Origin of the sequence: Myxococcus sp. CA039A (assembly GCF_013336645.1) — a bacterium.
Classification (GTDB): domain Bacteria; phylum Myxococcota; class Myxococcia; order Myxococcales; family Myxococcaceae; genus Myxococcus; species Myxococcus llanfairpwllgwyngyllgogerychwyrndrobwllllantysiliogogogochensis.
This window is the reverse complement of sequence record NZ_JABUMQ010000026.1, coordinates 36991-56451: the sequence shown is the minus strand read 5'-3', so window position 1 is coordinate 56451 and position 19461 is coordinate 36991. Positions and strand designations below refer to the sequence as shown.

Annotated in this window: 18 protein-coding genes and 1 pseudogene; 16 read left to right on the top strand and 3 right to left on the bottom strand. The window is 68.7% G+C overall.

Going from position 1 to position 19461, the window contains the following annotated elements; all coding sequences use genetic code 11:
* From HR086_RS06660 to HR086_RS06590, 15 genes and pseudogenes are all read left to right on the top strand, one after another.
* A pseudogene (locus HR086_RS06660) lies at positions 1-791 on the top strand (type II secretion system protein GspD); the annotation flags it as partial.
* Between the two features lie 6 nt (positions 792-797).
* Entirely contained in the window at positions 798-2612 is a 1815-nt protein-coding gene (gspE, locus tag HR086_RS06655; RefSeq protein WP_141643871.1) for a type II secretion system ATPase GspE, read from the top strand.
* A 40-nt stretch (positions 2613-2652) separates the two neighbouring features.
* Positions 2653-3909, top strand: a complete 1257-nt coding sequence (gene gspF / locus HR086_RS06650; RefSeq protein ID WP_141643870.1) for a type II secretion system inner membrane protein GspF — start codon at positions 2653-2655, stop codon at positions 3907-3909.
* A 12-nt stretch (positions 3910-3921) separates the two neighbouring features.
* Positions 3922-4077: a hypothetical protein gene (locus HR086_RS06645; RefSeq protein WP_174457160.1), complete on the top strand. Its 156-nt coding sequence runs from the start codon at positions 3922-3924 to the stop codon at positions 4075-4077.
* Between the two features lie 61 nt (positions 4078-4138).
* Entirely contained in the window at positions 4139-4567 is a 429-nt protein-coding gene (gene gspG, locus HR086_RS06640) for a type II secretion system major pseudopilin GspG (protein WP_141643869.1), read from the top strand.
* A 38-nt stretch (positions 4568-4605) separates the two neighbouring features.
* Positions 4606-5052 carry a type II secretion system protein GspG gene (locus tag HR086_RS06635; RefSeq protein ID WP_141643868.1) on the top strand — a complete coding sequence of 149 codons (447 nt, stop codon included), beginning with the start codon at positions 4606-4608 and terminating at the stop codon, positions 5050-5052.
* The gene (locus tag HR086_RS06630; protein ID WP_174457161.1) at positions 5049-5792 is read left to right on the top strand and encodes a prepilin-type N-terminal cleavage/methylation domain-containing protein; all 744 of its coding nucleotides are present in this window, start codon (positions 5049-5051) and stop codon (positions 5790-5792) included. The genes HR086_RS06635 and HR086_RS06630 overlap by 4 nt, the downstream gene beginning before the upstream one ends.
* Complete coding sequence (locus tag HR086_RS06625) at positions 5789-6715, top strand: prepilin-type N-terminal cleavage/methylation domain-containing protein (RefSeq protein ID WP_174465149.1); 927 nt, start codon at positions 5789-5791, stop codon at positions 6713-6715. Before HR086_RS06630 ends, HR086_RS06625 begins: the two co-directional genes overlap by 4 nt.
* Positions 6712-7386, top strand: coding sequence for a type II secretion system protein J (locus HR086_RS06620; RefSeq protein ID WP_141643865.1), 675 nt, complete (start codon positions 6712-6714; stop codon positions 7384-7386). The genes HR086_RS06625 and HR086_RS06620 overlap by 4 nt, the downstream gene beginning before the upstream one ends.
* Positions 7386-8777, top strand: a complete 1392-nt coding sequence (locus tag HR086_RS06615) for a general secretion pathway protein GspK (protein WP_174465148.1) — start codon at positions 7386-7388, stop codon at positions 8775-8777. Before HR086_RS06620 ends, HR086_RS06615 begins: the two co-directional genes overlap by 1 nt.
* Before the next feature lies 1 nt (position 8778).
* Complete coding sequence (gene pilM, locus HR086_RS06610; protein ID WP_174465147.1) at positions 8779-10383, top strand: pilus assembly protein PilM; 1605 nt, start codon at positions 8779-8781, stop codon at positions 10381-10383.
* A 2-nt stretch (positions 10384-10385) separates the two neighbouring features.
* Positions 10386-10940: a type II secretion system protein GspM gene (gene gspM, locus HR086_RS06605; RefSeq protein WP_141643862.1), complete on the top strand. Its 555-nt coding sequence runs from the start codon at positions 10386-10388 to the stop codon at positions 10938-10940.
* Positions 10941-10943: 3 nt separating this feature from the next.
* A complete protein-coding gene (gene gspN / locus HR086_RS06600; RefSeq protein ID WP_141643861.1) occupies positions 10944-11918 on the top strand; it encodes a type II secretion system protein GspN in 975 nt (324 codons plus the stop codon).
* Positions 11919-12011: 93 nt separating this feature from the next.
* A complete protein-coding gene (locus tag HR086_RS06595; RefSeq protein ID WP_141643860.1) occupies positions 12012-13649 on the top strand; it encodes a sigma 54-interacting transcriptional regulator in 1638 nt (545 codons plus the stop codon).
* Positions 13650-14189: 540 nt separating this feature from the next.
* Entirely contained in the window at positions 14190-14699 is a 510-nt protein-coding gene (locus tag HR086_RS06590) for an RNA polymerase sigma factor (RefSeq protein ID WP_174462007.1), read from the top strand.
* A gap of 11 nt (positions 14700-14710) precedes the next feature.
* Here the strand turns inward: HR086_RS06590 and HR086_RS06585 are convergent, their stop codons facing one another.
* From HR086_RS06585 to HR086_RS06575, 3 genes are read right to left on the bottom strand one after another with little or no spacing between them, the layout of a single operon-like run.
* On the bottom strand, positions 14711-15637 hold the full coding sequence (locus HR086_RS06585) for an ADP-ribosylglycohydrolase family protein (protein WP_174465146.1): 927 nt from the start codon (positions 15635-15637) through the stop codon (positions 14711-14713).
* A gap of 51 nt (positions 15638-15688) precedes the next feature.
* Positions 15689-16348 carry a hypothetical protein gene (locus HR086_RS06580; protein WP_174461826.1) on the bottom strand — a complete coding sequence of 220 codons (660 nt, stop codon included), beginning with the start codon at positions 16346-16348 and terminating at the stop codon, positions 15689-15691.
* A complete protein-coding gene (locus HR086_RS06575; protein ID WP_174465145.1) occupies positions 16348-18525 on the bottom strand; it encodes a S46 family peptidase in 2178 nt (725 codons plus the stop codon). The genes HR086_RS06580 and HR086_RS06575 overlap by 1 nt, the downstream gene beginning before the upstream one ends.
* A 140-nt stretch (positions 18526-18665) precedes the next feature.
* Here HR086_RS06575 and HR086_RS06570 point away from each other — a divergent pair, with 140 nt between their 5' ends.
* Positions 18666-19403 (top strand): M50 family metallopeptidase, encoded by a 738-nt coding sequence (locus HR086_RS06570; RefSeq protein WP_141643856.1) that lies wholly within the window; start codon positions 18666-18668, stop codon positions 19401-19403.
* Positions 19404-19461 lie beyond the last annotated feature (58 nt).

Here is a 19461-nt window from a genome sequence, read left to right as displayed (position 1 = left end):
GTCTGGGCTCGCTGTACGCGCCCATCCAGCGCCAGAACGTGGAGCTGAAGCTGACCGTCAAGCCGCAGATCAACGACAGCGACTACATCCGCATGGTCATCACGGAGCAGACGGAGGAAATCGCCTCCAATGACCCGGTGCTCGGTCCGACGACGAGCAAGCGCAGCGCGAAGACGACGGTCATCGCCAAGGACCAGGAGACGGTGGTGCTGGGCGGCATCATGCAGGACCGCACCATCGAGTCCGTCACCAAGGTCCCGGTGCTCGGCGACATCCCCATCATCGGCAACTTCTTCCGGGAGACGTCGCGCAAGAAGACGAAGACGAACCTGCTGCTGTTCCTGACGCCCTACATCATCCGGGGCCCGGAGGACTTCCGCACCATCTTCGAGCGCAAGATGAAGGAGCGGCAGCAGTTCGTGGAGCAGTTCTACGGCCAGGTGCCGGGCTACGACGTGGCGGTGGACTTCAGCCGCAAGCCCGGTCCGCTGTCGCGGATGAACCAGGCCGTCATCCGGGAGCGCAACCGCGCGGAGAACGGCGGCCCCGGGCTCCACGGGGAGAAGGTCATCGGTCCGAGCTCCTCCTCGCCTGCTCGCCAGGACTCCGCGCCGTCCACGCGGCCCACGCCTGCCCCGTCGCCTGAGCCGGAGGTGCGGGAAGTGGCTCCGCCCCCCGCGGGTTCCGAAGAGTCAGCCCCCGCGGCCCCGACGCCCGAAGCGCCGTCTCCGGAGTCCTCCGGAGACGCGTCGCCAGAGCGCCTGCGCATCCAGCCTGAATCGGGGAACTAAGAGCCCATGAACGTGACCGCCGACCCCACCCTCGCCACCGCCGCGCCCGGCGCGGCCACCGCCCGGAACGACTCCACCCAGGTCGTCGCCCACGGGCAGGCCTTCCTCTGCGGAAGGCCCCTGGGGGAAATCCTTCGCGCGCTCGTCCCCTCGCTCACCGAGGAGAAGCTCCACGAGGCGCTCGCCGCCCAGGAGGAGAAGGGTGGGCGCATCGGTGAGGTGCTGGTGGGCCTCAAGGCGGTCTCCGAGGAGGACGTCGTCAAGGCCCTGGGGCACCAGTTGGACCTGCCCTACCTGGCGCGCATCTTCACGGAGGAGGTGGACGCGGAGCTGGTCAAGCGCATCCCCATCAACTTCGCCAAGCAGTCGCACATCCTCCCGCTGTCCGTGGAGGGTGACGCGGTGGTGCTGGCGGTGGCGGACCCGCTGGACACGTCCACCATGGACCACGCGCGGCTGCTGTTGGGGCAGAGCATCAGCCCCCGGCTCGCGCTGGCCTCCACCATCACCGACGCCATCAACAGCGTCTATGACCGCTCCATCAACGAGGCCGAGCAGCTGGTCGACGAGATGGAGACGCAGGACCTGGACGCGCTCGCCCACGAGCTGGACGAGCCGCAGGACCTCCTGGACACGGACGACGAGGCACCGGTCATCCGGCTGGTGAACTCCGTGCTCTTCCGCGCCGCCAAGGAGCGCGCGAGCGACATCCACATCGAGCCCATGGAGCGGGAGCTGCTCGTGCGCTTCCGCGTGGACGGTGTGCTCCAGGAAGTCATCAAGCCGCCCAAGCGCTACCAGAACGCCATCGTCAGCCGCGTGAAGGTGATGGGGCAGCTCAACATCGCGGAGAAGCGCCTTCCGCAGGACGGCCGCATCCGCATCAAGCTGGCCGGCCGCGACATCGACATCCGTCTGTCCACCATCCCCACCACGAACGGGGAGCGCATCGTCATGCGTCTGTTGGACAAGACGGCGACGCTCCTGGACCTGGCGGAGATTGGCATGAGCCAGGTGACGCTCCACGCGATGGAGGCGGTCATCAAGCGCTCGCACGGCATCGTCCTCGTCACCGGCCCCACGGGCTCCGGCAAGACGACGACGCTCTACGGCGCCCTGTCGAAGATCAACACCTCCGACCTGAACATCCTCACCGTCGAGGACCCGGTCGAGTACCAGCTCAAGGGCATTGGCCAGATGGCCATCAACCCGAAGATCGGCCTCACCTTCTCCCAGGGCCTGCGCTCGTTCCTCCGCCAGGACCCGGACGTCATCATGGTGGGCGAGATTCGCGACAAGGACACAGCGGAGATCGCCATCCAGGCCTCCCTCACGGGCCACCTGGTGCTCTCCACGGTGCACACCAACGACGCCGCGGGCGCCGTCACCCGTCTGGTGGACATGGGCGTGGAGCCCTTCCTGGTGGCCTCGTCGCTCACCGGCATCCTCGCCCAGCGACTGGTGCGCCGGGTGTGCCCCGACTGCCGCGTGGCCTACCAGCCCACGGACGTGGAGCTGAAGGAGCTGGGGCACTCGCTGGCTTCGTTCAAGGCGCGCTACGGGACGGACCGCATCTACAAGGCCGTGGGCTGCCCCACGTGCAACCGCAACGGCTACCGCGGCCGCACGGGCATCTACGAGTTCCTGCCCGTGGACGACGACGTGCGCCAGTTGGTGCTGAAGAACGTGGACGCCTCCACCATCAAGAAGTCCGCCACGAGCAAGGGGATGATCACCCTGCTGGAAGACGGCGCGCGGAAGATTTCGCTGGGCGAGACGACCATCGCCGAAGTGCTGAGCATCACCCAGGAGGACATGTAACCGACAGCTCCTCCCTGGGAGGGGCCGGGGTCATCGAGCCATGCCGGTCTTCGAGTACAGAGGTCTCAATTCCGCGGGCAAGCAGATCAAGGGCCTGTTGGAAGCCGACTCGCCCAAGACGCTGCGCTCCAAGCTGCGCGCCGACGGCGTGTTCCTCACGGACGTGCTGGCCCAGGCGGAAGGCAGCCGGGGCGCGGTGTCCAAGGGCGCCAACGCGGCGCAGGTGTCGCGCGACATCGACCTGCGCAAGCTGGGCCGGGGCCGCGTCAACACCGACGACGTCGCCATCTTCACCCGGCAGCTGTCCACGCTGCTGGGCGCCGGCGTCACGCTGGTGGAGTCGCTCACCGCCCTGGTCGACCAGGTGGAGAAGGAGCGCTTCAAGCGCGCCCTCTCCGACATCAAGCAGCGCGTCAACGAGGGTTCGACGCTGGCGGACGCGCTCGCTCAGCACCCGAAAATCTTCCCCAACATCTACGTGAACATGGTGCGCGCGGGCGAGGCGTCCGGCGCGCTGGACGCGGTGCTCACGCGCCTGGCCGACTTCACGGAGAACCAGGCCCGGCTGCAGCAGAAGATCCTCAGCACCATGCTCTACCCCGCCATCATGATGGTGGTGGGCGGCGGCATCCTCGTGGCGCTGATGGTGTTCGTGGTGCCGAAGGTCACCAAGATCTTCGAGACGATGAAGGCCACGCTGCCGTTGAGCACGCGCATCCTCATCGCCACGAGCAACTTCTTCCAGAACTGGTGGTTCGTCGCTGTACCGATGATGGCCCTGGGCGTGTGGCTCTTCATGCGCTGGACGAAGAGCCCCAAGGGCAAGCCGAAGTGGGACCGCTTCGTGCTGAAGGCGCCCGTCGTCGGCAGCCTCGTCCGCCTGCTGTCCATCTCCCGCTTCGCCCGCACGCTGTCCACGCTGCTCAAGAGCGGCGTCCCGCTGCTGGCGGCCATGGACATCGTCAAGGCCATCATGACGAATACCGTGCTGGCCGAAGTCATTGAAAAGGCCCGCGACTCCATCCGCGAGGGCGAGAGCATCGCCACTCCGCTCAAGCGCTCCGGGGAGTTTCCGCCGCTGGTGTACCACATGGTCGCCATTGGAGAGCGCTCCGGACAGCTGGAGGACATGCTCACCAACGTCGCGGACAACTACGAGACGCAGGTGAACGTGCGCATTGGCGCACTCACCTCGCTCCTCGAGCCCCTGCTCATCGTGGTGATGGGCGCGGTGATTGCATTCGTCGCCCTCTCCATCCTGTTGCCGATTCTCCAGGTGAACTCGGCCATCCGGTGAGGTGCCAGGGACATGACGAATGACACGCTCGACCGTTGGATTCAGCGCGCGACGCTCGCGGCGATGATTGCCCTCGCGGCGGCGCTGGTGACGGTGGGGGCCCGACTCTACGGGCCCCGAGCCCCCGTGCCGCCCGCAGGGGTGGTGGACGGGCCCCGGGCACCCTGACAGGAAGTCCTGAACACGATGCGGTGGCTTGCCAGAAAGTCACCCCGAGGTGAGAGCAGACATGAGCCAGAACACCCACTCGCAGCAGCGCCGCCGCCGCAACCGCCGCGGCATGACCCTCATCGAAATCATGGTGGTCATCACCATCCTCGGCCTCATCGCCGCCGCCGTCGGCGTGGCGGTGATTCCGCAGCTTGAGGCGGCCCGAAGGGACAGGGCCTCCCTGGATATCAAGAGCATCCAGGGCGCGCTGAAGCTCTATTACACGAAGAAGGGGAAGTACCCGGACACGTCCTCGGGCCTCAACGCGCTGGTGGAGACCCAGTCGCTGGAGCAGATGCCCAAGGACCCGTGGAACAACGACTACGTGTACCTGAACGAGGGCGGCAAGCCCGTCATCATCTCCTACGGCGCGGACGGCACCGCCGGCGGCGAGGGCAACGACGCGGACATCTCCTCCGCGGACGGCGCCTCCGCCAAGAACAAGTGAAGAAGTAGCGCACCCCGCGTGTTGACAGGGCTTCGGGTATGAACGTGCAAACCTCACTTCCATCCCAGATGCCCTCGCCCGCGGGGGCCCTGCGCCCCCAGACGAAGGGGCGGCTGCTGCTGGCGGCCATCTTCCTGGTGGCCACCGTGCTGGCGTTCGTCCTCGTCTACGTGACGGACGACCGCTCGCTGGTGCCGGAGCAGCGCCGGGCGCGCGGAGAGATTCGCAAGCTGGAGGGCCTGTTCAAGGCGCACAACCGGCTGATGGGGCGCTTCCCGTCGAAGGAGCAGGGCTTCACGCCGCTCATCGAGGCGAAGCTCATCGACTCCGTGCCGTTGGACCCGTGGGGTCACCCGTACGTCTACTGGATGGATGGCAGGAATGGCGCCGTCATCTCCTACGGGGCGGACGGCAAGAAGGGCGGCGTGGGGACGGACGCTGACCTGAGCAGCGGGGGCGTGCTGACGGACTGGGGGCAACCATGACGCGTGTCAGGACAGCGACCGGGCGGCGCACGCTCCACCGAGCCCAGCGCGGCCTGACGCTCATCGAGATCTCCATCGCCATCATCATCGTCGCGATGCTGTTCTCCGCGGCGGTGATGGGCATCGGCTCGCTCACGGGCGCCAAGGCCAAGGGCGCCGCGGGGGAGCTTGCGGGCACCATCCGCTCGCTCTACGACTCGGCGGCCCTGCGCGGCAAGACGTGCCGGCTCGTCTTCGAGATTCCGGACCCCAAGGAGGAGAAGGCCACGCGCTACCATGCCGAGTGCGCGGAGAGCGCGGTGACGACGGCCAGGGACCGCGACACCGCCCTGCGCGACGAGAACCGCGAGCGCGAGCAGGCCCGGCGCTCCAACCGGGGCAACACCCAGGGCAACGAGGAGCGCCGCAGCTACGTGGCCTCGGGCGGAGACGCGCCCAGCGCGCAGGAGCTGATGGACGGAGAGAAGGAGCGCGTGCAGAACGCGGCGCGTTTCTCCTCGTTCACCTCGGAGGAAGTGCCGGCCAGGGACCTGCCCGCGGACGTGCGCGTGTCGGTGTGGACGCGCCAGCAGAAGGAGGCCGTCGACAACGGCGTGGCGTACCTCTACTTCTTCCCGCAGGGGTACACGGAGAAGGCGTACGTGTACGTGAGCCAGGGCGACAACGCCTGGACGCTGGACGTGTCCCCGCTCACCGGCAAGGTGACCATCGCGAACGACGTGCTGGAGGTGCCGCGATGAGGCGCTCCTCGGGCTTCACGCTGCTGGAAGTCGTCGTGGCGCTGGCCATCCTGGGCCTCGCGTTGATGGCCATCTTCGACCTGAACGCGGGCGCGGTGTCCAACCACGTCTACACCAAGCGCCTCACGGTGGCCTCGCTCCTGGCGCGCGCGAAGATGACGGACGTGGAGCAGAAGCTCTACGACGACGGCTTCTCGCCCGACGACGACGAGGAGTCCGGCGACTTCTCCGACGAGGGCTGGTCCCAGTTCAAGTGGAAGGCGCGCATCATCGCCCCGAAGCTGGACGGCGTGTCGCCGGACCAGCTCATCGGCGCCCTCTTCAACCTGCCCATCGGCGGCGGGGACGCGGATGACCCGATGAGCGGCATCGCCAGCCTGTTCGGCGGAGGTGCCGGTGGCGGCAAGGACGGCGCCTCTGGTGGACCGCAGCCCGCGGGCGGAGGCCTGGGGGGCGCGGCCATGGGCATGGCGCAGCCCATGTTCACGCAGATGGTGCAGCAGCTCACCCAGACGGTGCGCGAGGTGCACCTCACCGTGTACTGGCAGGAGGGCACCCAGTTGGAGAGCATCGACCTGGTGACGCACGTGGTGTCGCTCGGGCCGGGCTCGGACCGCAACGGCGGCTTCACGGCCACGCAGGGCACCACGCCGGGCGCCGACAACCAGTGGGTGGACCCCGACAGCCCGGGGATGATCGTGCAGAACCCCATCCCCGGCCCCAACGGCACCATGCTCCATCCTGAGACGCGCAAGCCGCTGATGCGCCGCTCGGAGTGGCTGCAGCGCGCCAATGGCGGCAGCCAGCCGCAGCGAGGCGGCGGTAACGGCGGCGTCGTTCCCACCCCGGGCGGCGGCATCTTCGGAGGCGGTCGTCCGTCGATTCCGAACTTCCCCGGCATGCAGCAGAGGAACGACCGATGAGGACCGGGCGCGCGCGCGGCTTCACGCTGATGGAGGTCATGGTGGCGGTGGCCATCACCGCCCTGATGGGCACGGTGGTGGCCATGGCCTTCCAGACGGGCCTGACGGCGAAGGAGTCGGTGGAGGAGGACGCGGACCGCTACCGGCAGGTCCGGGTGGCGATGAACCGGATGGCCCGGGAGATTGGCTCCGCGTACGTGAGCGACAGGTTCGACCTGAAGCGCTTCCGCGACCAGCAGGACCGCCCCACCAACTTCGTGGGCGAAAGCGACCGACTGCTGTTCACCACGTTCGCCCACCAGCGGCTGTACACGGACGTGAAGGAGTCCGACCAGGCGGTGGTGGAGTACTTCCTGGAGGCCTCCGACGACCGGGCCGCCAAGGGCCGCGTGGACCTCAAGCGCCGCGTGAATCCCAACGTGGATGACCGCATGGACCGGGGCGGCACGACGGACGTGCTGTTCGAGGGCGCCAAGAAGCTGGAGTTCGAGTACTGGAACTCCGAGAAGAAGGAATGGGATGACGAGTGGGACACCCGCCGCACGGAGCAGAAGACCATCCTGCCCACGCGCGTGCGGATGTCGATTACCGCCGTGGACGAGACGGGCAAGGAGGCGCGCTACTCCACCCAGGCGCGCATCATGTTGAACACCGAGCTGCCGAGGTACTGATGCCCCTGCCCTTCTTCCAGCAGACGCCCCGGCGGCGCCGTCCTGGTCCGCCCACGTCCGGAGCCGCGCGCGGCCCCGATGGGGAGCGGCGCCCGCGTGGCGTGGCGCTCATCATCGCGGTGGTCTCCATCGCGCTCCTGACGGTCATCGCCACCGAGTTCGCCTACAACAGCCGGGTCGATCTCCAACTCGCGGCCAATCAGCGGGACGAGGTGCGCGCGTATTACATGGCGCGCTCGGGAGTGGCGCTGTCGCGGCTCCTGCTTCGCTTCCAGAAGCAGGTGGACCAGACGCCCATCCCCAACCCCGCGTCGCTGCTGGGCAGCCTGATGGGCAACCAGGGCAATCAGGGCAACACCCCGCAGCCGACGTCGCTCAACCTCCAGCTCTGGAAGATGGCGCGGGTGGACTGCCACATGCTCAAGGGCATGGTGAAGAGCGAGGGCCTGGAGCCCGAAAACGATGCTCCGCCGCTGGCCCCCGTGGACGAGGACGACCCGAACTTCGACATGAAGGACGGCGAGGACCCGGCGTCGCGGGAGATGTCGCAGCAGATGACGCGCCGCTCGTTCGGCGGCTTCGAGGGCTGCTTCCTGTCCACCATCTCCGACGAGGAGGAGAAGCTCAACGTGCACCGGCTGGTGGCGGGCGCGGGCGACGCGCTTCCCACGGCGCTGCGGATGTTGGACATGCTCGAAGACAAGCGCTTCGAGTTCCTCTGGGAGCGCGACGACGCGAACAAGGTCCGCGGCAATCCGCGGGAAGTGATGCTGGCCATCAAGGACTGGGCGGACGACGACGAGACGGGCTCCACCATCAACCCGGCGGACCCCGTCAACCCCATGCCCTCCGGATTCTCCGATGAGGGCTCGCCCTACAGTCGCTACGAGCCGAGCTACGAGCCGAAGAACGCGCGCTTCGACAGCATCGACGAGCTGTACCGGGTGCACGGGGTGAATGACCAGTTCATGTCGGCGTTCCGTGACAGGCTCACGGTGTACCCGGACATCAACTCCCGGCCCAACATCAACACGGATGACCCGGTGATGATGGGGCTGGCCATCATGTCCGTGGCGGACCCGGCCCGGCCGGACCCGCGATTGAAGGACCCGGTGTTCCTCAACGAGCTCATCACCCGCATCCGCAGCGCGCGCATGTTCAGCTTCTTCGGCATGGGCGTGCAGGACTTCGTCGCCGTGGTGGAGAGCGCGGGCATCGTGGTCAATCCCGCCGTGAAGTCCAACGTGGCGGGCAATCGCCTCATCGGCGACAAGAGTCAGACGTTCACCATCAAATCCGTGGGAGAGGCGGGCAACGTGCAGAAGACGCTGACCGCAGTGGTCCGGCTGGACGACACGCTGGGCAGGCTCCTGTACTGGAGAGAGGAATAGCATGGCCCGCATTCTTGGCCTCGACTTGGGCAGCCACTCCGTGAAGGGCGTGGTGCTGGAGGCGCGGACGAAAGGACACGCCACCCGGAGCTACGTGGAGGTGCGCCGCGCCCAGGAGGGCGAGCGCGCCGACACGCTGCGCGCCGCGGTGCAGGAGCTGATTGGCAAGCTGCCACCGGGTCACGCCGACCAGGTCGTGGTCGCCCTGCCCGGCCCCGCGCTCATCACCCACTCGCTGAGCCTGCCGTTCTCCGACGGGAAGCGGATTGAAGCGACGCTGCCCTTCGAGATTGGCAGCCTGCTCCCGTTCGACATCTCCGACGTCGTCTACGACTACCAGGTCGTGGGCCAGAAGGAGACGGACGGCAAGGAGAAGGCCAGCGACCTGCTGGTGGGCGTGGTGCGCAGGGCGGAGCTGAAGTCGCTGCTCGACCTGCTGGGCGAGCTGAAGGTGGACCCGCGCATCGTCACGCACCCGGCGCTGGCCTACCAGAACATGCTCCAGCAGGCCGCCAGCCTCTTCGAGGGCAGCGGCGAGGGCGGCGTGGTGGCCGTGGTGGACATGGGCCACGAGCGCACCTCGGTGGCCATTGGCCGGCCGGGCACGGGCGTGCAGTTCGCGCGCACCTTCGCGGGCGGCGGCAAGGACTTGAGCAAGGCGCTGGCGACGGAGTTCCAGACCTCGCTCACCGAAGCGCATCACTGGAAGGAGCAGCACGGGGCCATGGCCAGCGCGGCGCAGGGGCCGGACGCGGAGCGCGCGGCGGCGGCCTTCGTGCGCGGGCTCCAGCCGGTGCTGCGCGAGCTGCGCCCCACCCTGAAGGCCTACACGGCACGCAGCCGCCAGCAGGTGGGCGCGCTGGTGCTGTGTGGCGGCTCGGCGCGGATGCCGGGCCTGGCGGAGCAGCTCTCCCGGGACTTGAACCTGCCGGTGCGAGTGCTGGCGCTTCCCGCGGACACCTCGGAAGCGGTTCCCTCCGCGGAGCAGCCGTCCGCCGCGCAGGCCTACGCGCTGGCGCTGCGAGGCAACGCCACGGGCGCGCGTGCGCCGCGCTTCAACTACCGACGCGACGACCTCGCCTTCAAGGGCGACTTTGACTACGTGAAGGACAAGCTGGGCCTGCTGGCGTCCTTCGCCGCCACGCTCTTGCTCTTGCTCATCGCCTTCGGCGTGGTGCGCAACTCCGTGCTGTCGCGGCGCGAGGCGCAGGTGGACGCGGCGCTGTGCGAGACGACCCAGCGCATCCTCGGCAAGTGTGAGAAGGACTACAACCGCGCGCTGAACCTGCTCAAGGGCGTGGAGAGCCCGGCGGCGGCGCTGCCCCGGATGTCCGCGGTGAACCTGCTCGCGGAGGTGACGCAGAAGGTGCCCGCGGACCTGCCGGTGAAGTTCGACCGCATCCAGATCGACACGGACCGCGTCATCCTCCAGGGGGAGACGGACTCCTCCAAGCAGGTGGATACGCTGTCCAACGCGCTCAAGAACCACGCGTGTTTCAAGGAAGTGAAGCAGGGCAAGGTGGAGCGCACCCGCGATGGGCAGAAGGTGACGTTCCGCCTGGACGTGCAGGTGCAGTGCCCTGGTGCGGAAGGGGGGGAGAGCTAGTCATGGCCAGGCTTCAGGAAGTGCTCGCGCCGGTGCAGACGTGGTTCGAGCGGTTGAGTGACCGTGAGCGGCGGATGGTGTCCATCGCCGGCGCGGCGGTGGCGGTGTTCGTCGTGTTCGCGGTGCTGATGACATTCGCCAACACCGCGTCCGGCTACCGCAAGCGCACACAGGACAAGCTGGCGAAGCTGCAGGAGGTGCAGGCGCTGGCGGCCAGCTATCGCGAGGCGCAGGCGTCGCGGCAGGCGGTGGAGACGCAGCTGACGTCCAGCAACGTGCAGCTCATCACCTACATCGAGGACAAGGCCACGGCGGCCGGGCTCCAGGTGCCCAACATGACGCCCAAGGGCGACGTGGGCGTGGGTGACGGGAAGATCATGGAGAGCTCCGTGGAGCTGACGTTCTCCGACGTGGACCTGCGCAAGCTCACGGACTTCATGCGCACGGTGGAGAGCGGTCCTGGCGTGGTGAAGGTGAAGTACCTGCGCATCGAACCGAGGCCGAACGACACGCTGACGGCGTGGACCACCGTGGCCACCTACCGGATGAAGCAATAACCCATGTCCTCTGACACCAAGCTCGCGCGCTGGAAGATCATCCTGGGCTACGGCGCGTTCGCGCTCGTGGCCTTCATCCTCTGCCTGCTCATCACCTTCCCGTACGACACGGTGCGCACGCGCCTCGTCTCGGAGGCCGCGCAGGCGGGGCTCGCCGTGCGCATCGGCTCGTTGAGGCCGGGGCTGGCGGGTGTCACCGCCACCAACGTGCGGGTGAGCAAGCCGCCCCAGCCGCTGAGCGCGGAGACGCTGGCGATGCTCGTCAGCGGCGAGGGCACCCTGCCGGGCGCCGCGGAGCTGGGCGAGGCGGTGGTCATCGACAGCGTGGCGGTGCGCCCCACCCTCTTCCCGCCGGGGCTGGCCATTCGCGCCAACGCACTGGGTGGAACGGTGGCGGGCTCCATGGGCTGGCTGGGCGACATGAAGGTCCGCGCGGAGCTGGACGGGCTCAAGGCCAGTGGTGGCAACCTGCCGGCCTTCCTCGGGATGGACCTGGATGGCGAGCTCAATGGCGTGCTGGCGCTGACGCTGCCCAAGGGCAAGAGCCCGGAGCCGGACCTGTCCCAGGCGAACGGCGAGCTGACGCTCGACTCACAGGGGCTCATCATCAAGGGCGGCAAGGCGTCCATCCCCATGGGCGGTGGCAACTCGATGCCCATGGAGCTGCCGCAGGTGGCGCTCGGCGCGCTGGTGGGCCGCATCAACTTCGAGAAGGGCCTGGGCACGGTGCAGGAGCTGCGGCTGAAGGGCGAGGACGTGGAGGCGCTGGCCACCGGCACGCTGAAGCTGGGCAAGCGGCTGGAGTACAGCGAGCCCGCCATGGATGTGAATCTCCGGCTGGACCCGGAAGCGCAGAAGCGGCTGGGCCTCCTGGCGGCGGGAATCACCATCTTCCCCCCGGACAAGAAGGACCCGAGCTTCCGGGCGGCCAGGCTCGGCGGCTTCCTCAACCGGCCCACCTTCCTGCCCCGTCGGTAGCACGCGGCACCTGGGGGCGCGCCCAACCCGACGCGTGGGGTTGAAGTCAGCGCGCCGGGACGTGTAAAGCGCGGGCGCACAGGAGGGTCGTGGATGCCGGAGCTGGTGTTTTTTCGTCGTGGCGAGGAGGTGTTGAGGGTGGGCGTGGACCGGGCACGGTTGGTGCTCGGGCGCGGCGAGCAGAGCGACGTCGCCATTCCGGACCCGGAGGTGAGCCGTCAGCAGGTGGCGCTGCTGTGGGACGGGACGCGGTGCCGGGTGCAGGACCTCTCCGGCAAGGGCACCGTGGTGGGCGGCACGTCCGTCACCGACGCCGAGCTGCCCGACGGCGCCGACCTGGTGCTCGGTCAGTGGCGCGCGGTGTTCCGCCTGAGCGGCGGCGGCGAGGGCGCGGATGTCGCCACCGAGGTGGGCCACACCACGTCCATCCAGAAGGACGCGCAGGTGCCGCGCTGGCAGCCGGCGCAGGTGCGCGTGAAGCAGGGCCTGAACGAGTCGGTGCACCGGCTCACCGGGGACAGCTTCACGGCGGGCAAGGACGCGGGCTGTGACCTGGTCCTCCAGGACCGGTTCGCCTCCAGCAAGCACCTGAAGGTGACGCGGCGGGAAGGCACGTTCCACGTCGTGGACCTGCGCTCCACCAACGGCACGTGGCTGGGGCCGGTGCGGCTGTTCGAGGCGGAAGTCACGCTGCCCACCACGCTGCGGGTGGGCGAGACGGAGCTGGTGCTGGAGGTGGCGGCGACGGGGTCCAAGAAGGAAGTGGCCTCCTTCCACGGCATCATCGGCAACGACACGGCGGTGAAGGGGCTGGCGGACCTCATCGAGCGCGTGGCGCCCTCCACGGCGGCCGTGACGATTCTGGGCGAGTCCGGCACGGGCAAGGAGCTGGTGGCGAAGGCCATCCACCAGTGCTCACAGCGGGCGAACAAGCCGCTGGTGCCAGTGAACTGCGCGGCCATCTCCAAGGAGCTCATCGAGAGCGAGCTGTTCGGCCACGAGAAGGGCTCCTTCACGGGCGCGGCGAACGCGCGCAAGGGCGCCTTCGAGGAGGCCGACGGCGGCACCCTCTTCCTGGACGAGATTGGCGAGCTGCCGCTGGACCTGCAGGCGAAGCTGCTGCGCGCGCTGGAGAGCGGAGAAATCAAGCGCGTGGGCGCCAGCCGGCCCATGCACGTGGACGTGCGGGTGGTGGCGGCGACGAACCTGGACCTGCTGGCGGCGGCTCGCGAGGGCAAGTTCCGCGAGGATTTGTACTACCGCCTCTGCGTGATTCCGTTGCACCTGCCGCCCCTGCGCAGCCGCAAGAGTGATTTGCCCGCGCTGGCCGAGCACTTCGTGAAGGTGTACGCGCCGCGAGGGCAGACGGTGAGCTTCTCGGCGGCGGCGGTGGAGCGGCTCCGCGGACACATGTGGCCGGGCAACATCCGCGAGCTGCGCAACGTGGTGCACCGCGCGTTGTTGTTCCGCAAGGGCCCGGTCATCGACGCGGCGGACCTGACGTTCGACCAGGAGATGAACAAGGAGACTGGCATCGCGGTGCCGGAGCTGCCTCCTGGGATGACGCTGGAGCAGATGCTGGAGAAGCTGGAGCGGCAGATCGTCGAGGCCGCGCTGCGCCGGTACAACAACAACCGCGAGCGCGTGGCTCGCGAGCTGGGCGTGGCTCGCTCCACCCTGTTCAAGCGCCTGAAGGACTGGGGCCTGACGAAGCAGGACGAGCAGGAGTAGCGCCCGCGACAGCCCCGCCCTTCAGGCGTCATGAAGGGCGGGCGCACCGTGTCGCGGGGCCCGTCGAGCATCAACACCGCGAATCGCTCGGACCGCGGCGCCGCATCGACGTGCGTGTGGAACCGTTCCCGTTTGACGACGCCCAACCCCGAGTCGGCGACGATGACGATGTCCGTCGAAGCCGTCGCGAGATCGACCTCGAGGGGCGGAATCCGGAACGAGTCCCCGCCCACCACCCAGCCTCATCTTCTTGTCCATCCACGACCTTCCTCCGTGGATGACACGGAGCCAGGCGGCGTTCGACCCGGCCGTCAGCCCCCCCGTGAACCCCGCCCACGTCCCGCGCCACGCGGCCCCAGGACACCGTGAGCCTACCCACCTTCATGCCCTGAAGTACGAGCGGAAACCCGGCGCCGGGCTCCTGTCCGTACCGATAGATGCGCGGTGGAAAAATCCCACCGCCACGGGCCGATAGACCCTTTTCGCGACCGGTTCGTTCCAAAGGAGGTCCCCGCTGGGGTGTTCAGGAGCCCACCCGTGATGCACGCCGCAGTCATCGACCTTCCGCCACTGACCCAGCTCTACAACGAGCACCGTGCCCGCGCCCTCGCCATCGCCCGCCGCATCGTCGGCGACGCGGACGATGCGGAGGACGTGGTGCAGGACGTCTTCGCCCGACTCGCCTGGAAGTCTCCTGGCTACGGCGGACGCGCGGCCTGGACCACGTGGCTCCACCGCGTCATGGTCAACAGCAGCATCAACTGGCTGCGCGCACGCAAGCGCCGCGAGCGACTCAGCCTGGAGCCATCCGAGCCCCTCACGCCCGAAGTCCAGGCCGTGGGCGCGGAGCTGCAGCGCCACTTCACCGACGCCATGCAGGAAATCAACGAGCAGCAGCGCCAGGTCCTCCACCTGCGCGAGGTGCGCGGCCTCAGCTACCCCGAAATCGCCCGCCTGCTGCGCATCCCCGAAGGCACCGTGAAGAGCACCCTGCACCGCGCCCGGCAGCGCACCTTCGGCCTCATGGAAGAGCGCGGCCACCACCCCTGAGGCCCACGGCGCTACTCCAGCGCCCGAAGCTGGAGCTTCTCCCGAGCCTCCAGCCACGACGCGGGAATCGCCGCCCTGCCCGTGACGAGCACGACGATGCCGCCCACCATGGCGCACGTCGTGTCCATGTCGCCCCGCCCGGACACCGTGGACCACAACGCGTCCTCGTAGTGCTCCAGGTGCCGCACCGCGCACCACACCACGAACGGCACCGTGTCCTCCGACAACACCTGGAAGCCACTGCCCATCTCCTTCGCGGCCGCCGTCGGCGTCGTCTCCAGAGACCAGCCCCGAGCCTTCTCCAGCCCGCGCCGCGTGGCACCGTTCGGCGTGTACTCCAGCACCACGTCGAAGAGGTTGCGCGCACGCCCGCGCGTCGCCGCGTCCTGACACGCCCACGCCGCCGCCACCGCGACGGCCACGGCGCCCGCATGTCCATCCGGATGGTAGTGCGTCACCTCCGCGGAGAGCCGCGCCTCGTCCGCCGCGCGCCGCAAGTCGCCCGCGAAGTAGGCACCCAACGGCGCCACGCGCATCGCCGCGCCGTTGCCCTTGGACCCCGTGCCGTCGAAGACCTGGGACGACGCGGGCAGCCAGTGCATCCCCAGGTGGATGCGCTCGAGGATATCCAGCGCCGTGCCGCCATAACCCCGGTAGCGGTTGGCGCGGTAGCGCTTGCCGAAGAGCTGCGCGAGCCGCTCCTGCTCCACCTGCCCATGCTCGTCGAGCACCTGGACGATGGAGAGCGCCATCTCCGTGTCGTCCGTGTACGGCCACGGAGGGGAAGGCGGCCTGCGCGCCTCCACCCACTCCGCCACCAGGCTCCGCGCCGCGAAGAACCGCTCGCCAAAGCCATCCCCCACGGAGAGCCCCTCCAACAACAACAGGGCTCGCGACATCCGCTCCGCGTGGTCCGCCGGTCTGCCAGTCGAGGACATGGCGCCAGTCAACACCCGGCGCCACCTTCGTGTCAAATCGACACTATTCGACTACTCGTCACCCTTCGCGCCGACGAACTGGTCACCCTTGTCCTTGAAGAGGACGTTGAAGTTGGTGAGCGAGCCGTAGACGCGGGTGATGTAGCTCTGCATCTCCACCTTCTCCGCATCGGACAGCTTCGGGTGGGCATTGAGCTTCTGCTCGAGCACGCGAAGCCTGTCGCGCACCATGACGACCTTGTGGAACAGGCTGTCGATGGGCAGGTCCTTGGCCTGCAGCTCCGGGTTGCCCGGAACCAGGCGCACCATGCCGCCCTCCCACTTGCCAGCGAGCGGGGGCGCGTCGGTCAGGCCGGACGCCTCCCGGAAGATGTCCATCAACTCTTCACGCGTCATGTTCAGCCCTTCCAGGTCCACGACTTCGTTGGGGTCCACCCGGCGGCGAATGACCACCGGGGCCACGCTGCGCGCGGTCCGCTCGCGCGAAGGAGAATGCGCCGCCGGGGCCACGGCCGTGCCTCGGGGCGCGTACTTGTCACAGATGGGGGCGGACGGAGGGAACATGCCCCGCGAGGACTGGAGCCGACACGGCCCCACCCAGCCCCGGCGCTCATCCACCGAGTGAGGGCTCCACAGCTTGCAGTTGCCGCACACCTGCTCTTCCGGCCGGAAGGTGGGCAGGGGCGGAGCGGCGTCCGCCGGGTCTGTCATCAGCGCGTCTCCCCCGCAACGGGCGGGCCCTTGCGCACGCCCAGCTCCCTCAAGAGCGTGTCCGCGTTCTCCACCTGGTCCAACATCCACAAGACATACCGCACGTCCACGTTGACGTTGCGGGCCACGTCCGGGTTGTAGCCGAAGTCGTTGGCCACGTTCTCCCAGACGCGGTCGAAGTTGACGCCCACCAACTGCCCCTTGCCGTTCACCGTGGGGCTGCCGGAGTTGCCACCCGTCGTGTCCGCGTCCGCCAGGAAGTTCACCGGCACGTCCTTCAGCTTCTTGTCCGCCCAGGCGCCATACCGCTTGGACTCGGCGACCTTCGACACGCGCTCCGGCACGTCGAAGGGCTCCTCGCCGGTGTGCTTGGCGAGCATGCCCGTAAGCGTCGTCTGCGGCGTGTACACCGCGCCGTCTCTCGGCGAGTAGCCCTGCACCTTGGCGAACGTCACGCGCAGCGTCCCGTTCGCATCCGGCGCCACGGGCTTGCCCGCATGCGCCAGCACCGCCTTGCGCCAGTCCGGACGCAGCCGCAGCGACATGCCCTGGCGACGGTCTCCCACGTCGTCCAGCGCCTCCAGCTCCCGCGCCAGGTCCGCGCCGAACGCCAGCATCGGGTCCTTGCGCGCCTCCAGCTGCGCGGCCGTCTCCGTCGCCATCTTCATGCGCTCGGACAGCGTCAGCACCTGGGTGACGGCATAGAGCGCGTCCACCTTCGCGGCGACGTCCTTCTCCACGAACACCTTGCCGAAGTGCTTGTCCACGGCGGCGATGCGCTCGTCCGCGCCGAGCGCCTGCGCGCGCCGCACGTAGGCCATGAGCAGCCGCTTCTCCGCGGGCAGGAACACGTTCTTCTGCTCGCGCTCCAGGCGGTCCTTGATGCGGGCCTGCTCGCGCTCCATGTACTCCGGGCGGCGCTCCAGGTCCGGCTTCGCGCGCTCCGCGGCCAGCCGCGACAGCGTCACCGCCAGCGCGGGGCCTCGGGCCAGCCGAGGAGTCGACCCGAGCAGGAACTCGCGCTCGAACACCTTCGTGTTCGCCTTCTGCTCGGCCAGCAGCGCGTCGCGGGCCGTCAGGGCGCTCGCCCACTTCGCGCTGTTCTTGCCGGCCCAGGCCGCCACGTCCGCTTCGGACTGGTGCTGCTTCTCCACCAGCTTCCCGCGCTTGAGCCCCGCGAGCTGCCCGCCCGCGTTCTTGTGCACGTTGTGCAGGCTCTTGACGGTGGACGCGACGGCGATCTTCCCGGCCGGGTCCTTGTCCCCTTCTTCCTCCAGGATGCGGATGGCCTCGCCGTACACGTCACGCATCCGCGGGTAGAGCCGCGACTGGCGCTCCGCCATCTCCTCCGCGAGCAGCGCGCGGTAGGTGCGACCCGGGTAGCCGAGCACCATCACGAAGTCGCCCGGCTTCACGCCCTCGGTGGCCAGCGGGAAGAAGAACTCCGCCTTGAACGGCACGTTCTTCTCGCTGTACGGCGCCGAGGCCCCATCCGGCGCGGTGTACGCGCGGACGATGGCGAAGTCACCGGTGTGGCGCGGCCACATCCAGTTGTCCTCCTCGCCGCCGTACTCACCCACCGCGCGCGGCGGCGCGTAGACGAGCCGCACGTCCACCAGCTCCACCGCGTCCACCAGCGTGTAGTTGACGCCGCCGTCGAACGTGGACACCTGGCAGCGCGTGGCGGGGCGCTTCTCGCACTCGGCCACCAGCTCCTTCTGCTTGCGCTCGATGGCCTTGTAGCGGACCAGGTCGTCCGCGCCCTGGGGCACCGCGGCGAGCACCTGCGCCGTCACGTCCGTGAAGCTGCGGGGCACCTGCACCCGCGCGCCCTTTCCGGGCAGCTCGTCCTTGCGCTCCGAGGCCAGGAACCCCTGGGTGATGAGGTCCCGCTGGGGCGTGCTGTGCTCCTGGATGACGCCGAAGGCACAGTGGTGGTTGGTGATGACCAGGCCCGTGGAGGAGATGAAGGCGCCGGTACACCCACCCACGTTCACCGCGCCCGCGAGCAGGCCGGTGCCACGCTGGGGGTCCCAGAGCTTCCGGGGAGAGACCTGGAGCCCCTGGGCGCGAAGCCACGCCGGGTCCAGGTCCAGCACCTGCTGGGGGGTCCACTTCCCTTCCCCGGCCAGAGCCGGGGCAGCCACGAGCGAGAGCAGGAGCAGCGCTTTCTTCATGGAGAACTCCCTACCCCGTCCGGCGCCCGGAGGCGACCCCCTCGGAGGGTCCGACGCTGCGCGGCACGCCAGGAGTTTCCCGGGAAGAGGGACCGAGCTTAAGTGTTGGGGTGTCTGATGGAGGGGAGGCCCGGAAAACGATGAGGACCGCCAGCGGAGCAAAGCTCGACCTCGGCCGCCTGGCCCTCCTGCTCGCCATGCTGGGAGTGGGTTGGTATTTCTGGGACTCGCCCGTCCTGTGGCCCCTCAAGGTGCTGGTGGTGATGATGCACGAGAGCGGGCACGCGCTCGCCACCCTGCTGCTGGGTGGGTCCGTGGACCGCATCCACCTGATGGCCGACCAGGGGGGCCTGTGTATGTCCCGTCTCCCACCGGGCGTGCTGCGACAGGTCGTCCTGTACTCGGGGGGCTACCTGGGGAGCGCGGTGGCCGGGGCCGGGCTGCTGATTGCCACCTTCCGGTTCCAGCTCCGCCGGGGCGTCCTCGTGGCCGCCTCCGCGTGGCTCGTCATCATGGGCCTGCTGTACGCGGGCGACATGTTCACCCTGGCCTTCTGCGTGGGCACCGCGGTGGTGATGGGCGCGTGCGCGAAGTGGCTGCCGGATGGCGCGGTGGACCTCCTGAACCTCTTCATCGCCGCCTTCACCGCGCTGTACGCGGTGTTCGACCTCCGCGATGACCTCTGGAACAGCACCGTGCGCGCGCAGAGCGATGCGGCGCTGCTCGCCGACGTCACCTACGTGCCCTCCATCGTGTGGGCCGCCTTGTGGACGCTGCTGGCCGTGGGCCTGCTGGTCGTCGCCGCATACTGGTCCCTCCACGCCCGGCCCCGGGGCATCCAGATGCCCCCGGTGGGCACCCGGGCCCGTCGGGCCTGAGCCGCCACTTCACACTCCGCTGCAAACGCAACATTGAGACAACTACAGAACACCTACT